Here is a 2,698-nt window from a genome sequence, read left to right as displayed (position 1 = left end):
GGCCGCCTGGAACACCTCCGCGGGATCGCGTTGGGCTTCCGCAACCTCAACCACTACATCTTGCGGTCACTCATCCACTCCGGCGGCCTCGCACAACACCTCGACGCACTCTGAATCAGGAAGAGCCGGCATATTCTTGGCCATACGTGGGAGATACCGCTGAGGAATCGATAGTGTGGGCGCCAGACAGAACGGCGCTCGAATTTCTCCTCGCATACCGGCTTGTGTAGTCGCTCAGTTGGCATGCCGGAGACGGCCTTTCTGTGAGATCGCGTCATCGAGGTCCCTGCACAGGCGAGCGATAAAGCTGGCGTACGCGGACCGAGGTGCCGAAGCTGCTAATCGCTGGCAGTGTCCGTGGGGCCTCTACTGTGCAGACAATCGGAGTAGTCGGGAGTCCAAGGGGCGCCGCGACTCGTATTATGGCAGTCCGCGGTGTGGTATTTGGCTTATCGATCAGCCGGTGTTCAGACCGCGGGTAGCCGTATTGGGTAGTAACGGTCCGTGAAGTCGGCGAAGAGCGGTAGTCAGTAGTGCCGCTTACATACGTCGAAAGTTGTACGGGAACTGCAACGATTGGCAGTCCCTCGAAGTCGTTGCGCCACCAAACTACTCGCCTCTACTTAGGACTCGCTCGTACCGCTTGGCGCCGCTACGGATCGCGCTGAACGAGAGGTTGTCTGATGGGCGATTTGTGCATGTTCAGACTCGGAACCGTTCGCTCTTTCGCCCGCGTGCGACCGTTTACTGCGAAGCTTGGCGAGCGGCTCTTCTACAAGTTTGAACATCATCCACGCTAGAAATGTTGTAATCACGAAAGAAGCGAGTGTTGATAGGTATCCGTTCATCTCGAACTGTGAGTCGATTGCCCAGATTACCAAGTAGTGAACGAGATAGAATGAATACGAAATGCGGCCAAGCCAGTCTACAATTCGCCAGTTGAGAGGACGGAATATCCACCAGTGGGCATACCGAATGGCGGGAATGACAACGAGTCCGATTCCCAGGGACTGGAGGGTATAACCGATATGCGACTCAAAGCCAGTGCCAAGATTGGCTGCAACGATCAGGGCTGCACCCGCCGGCGCGGCAAACCATTTCCATAGCGTGACGGTGCCACGTGTCTTGTCAAGAGCGGGATTAAACGCGACAGCAAGGACGCATCCCCAGAGGAGGGCATCTGCGCGCGTGTCGGTACGGGTATTTAATGGCTGCCAAGCTACGCCTGCATCAAAATAGAGATGGGACCGCCACCCTAGAATCACCGTGCAGGCTGCTACGAGTATGGCGGCCTGTACCATCCGGTTTGGTATCCACTTTCTCAGTGCAATATATATCAATGGGAATACTATGTAGAAATGTTCCTCGACCGAGAGTGACCATAGAACGAATAGTGGTTCAGGTATGGCGGCAAAATCAAAAGCTCGTGCGTAGTTGGTCGCAAACAGAAGCATGATTGCGATCTGTTGACCTGAAATTGTAAAGTCGATGACTCCGACTTGAATAAGTATTGCGCCCACGAGAATGGTAACCACCATTGGTGGGATGATTTTTAGGAAACGGCGGTAGTAAAAGTCCTTCAAAGAGATTGTGTTATGTCGGTCATACTCTCGGCGAAGAAGTGTTGTTATCAGATAGCCGCTAATGAAGAAGAAGATCGTAACGCCGATCCCGCCGCCTACGGTGAGCTCTAGTGCCTTTGCGTGGCCTATAAACACGACAAGGATTGAGACAGCGCGGAGGCCGTTGAGCGAGGGGATGTGGAACCGAGCAGTCTGATTCACATGCGAAGTTTAGTTCACTCGGTGGCTCTGTGCAGCATCGGGGGCGTGTGGGTAGGTGAGGTCGTTGAATGCATGTTTATTAAAGTTGAACTTCGGGTTTTGGTTCTAGGCGGGTGACTGTCCAGGGCTCAACTTATACACGGGACTATGGGCACCATACTCCCGTGTATAGACCGCAAGATCCGAGGCGTCTGAGAGCTATCCGCACGACGGGACATTGACCTTGGAAATATGGACCATCGCTTCAGCGATCGGCATCTGTCCGATTGCGGCGGGGACCTCGATCAAGGCGAGCGGTCGCGGATTCGCCAGAACCTAGCCGGCAATGGGATCGACTGCAGTGACACATGCGCCTTGCGAGTCGTTTGGCGGCGTCTCACATTGGATCAAATGCCAGCGCCGTGATCGACTCGAGGGTGGTGCAGCAACGCGGCTACAGGCTCTCTGTCCTAGTGGTTCTTGCGATCGATCACGACTGGCTGCTGTCCGGCGGTGTCCCCACATATCAGTGGTCGCGGGACTCATCGGTGACTGCGTGTTGACACGGGTTCTTGCCGACCGATCGACGACACATTCACCATGGTGACGTGGGGCGCTCTTCTTGATGGACAGCCGAGTAGGTCGGATCGCAAAGGGTGGCGCCCCCGCGTTCCTGATTTGGGGTGATGCACGGGACCCGTTGAGCAGGAACGAAATGTGGGCCTGCTCATCTGAGGGGGACCCATTCGATGGTCCAGTCGCTATGCGGCTTGAGGTTGGTGGGTCGTGGTCCACTGTAGGGCGAACTCGGCGGGGGTGAGTCCGTGGTGGGCCGAATGGGGTCGGTTGGCGTTGTAGTCGATCCTCCAGTCTTCGATGATGACCCGGGCTTCGCGCAGGGAGTCAAAGCGCCAGGAGTTGAGCAGCTCGTCGCG

At 55.9% G+C, this 2,698-nt stretch carries 2 protein-coding genes; both read right to left on the bottom strand.

Translation table 11 applies throughout. From position 1 onward, the window contains the following. Positions 1 to 623 precede the first annotated feature (623 nt). Positions 624 to 1,784, bottom strand: coding sequence for an acyltransferase (locus BJF87_RS21750; protein ID WP_075863894.1), 1,161 nt, complete (start codon positions 1,782 to 1,784; stop codon positions 624 to 626). Between the two features lie 740 nt (positions 1,785 to 2,524). Further along, positions 2,525 to 2,698 (bottom strand): integrase core domain-containing protein (locus BJF87_RS21745; RefSeq protein WP_139319406.1); only part of this gene is annotated, 174 nt, incomplete at its 5' end.

It is taken from the genome of Gordonia sp. CNJ-863 (genome assembly GCF_001942325.1).
GTDB lineage: Bacteria > Actinomycetota > Actinomycetes > Mycobacteriales > Mycobacteriaceae > Gordonia > Gordonia alkanivorans.
The sequence above is the reverse complement of the archived record's forward strand: the minus strand, read 5'-3'. Positions and strand labels throughout refer to the sequence as shown.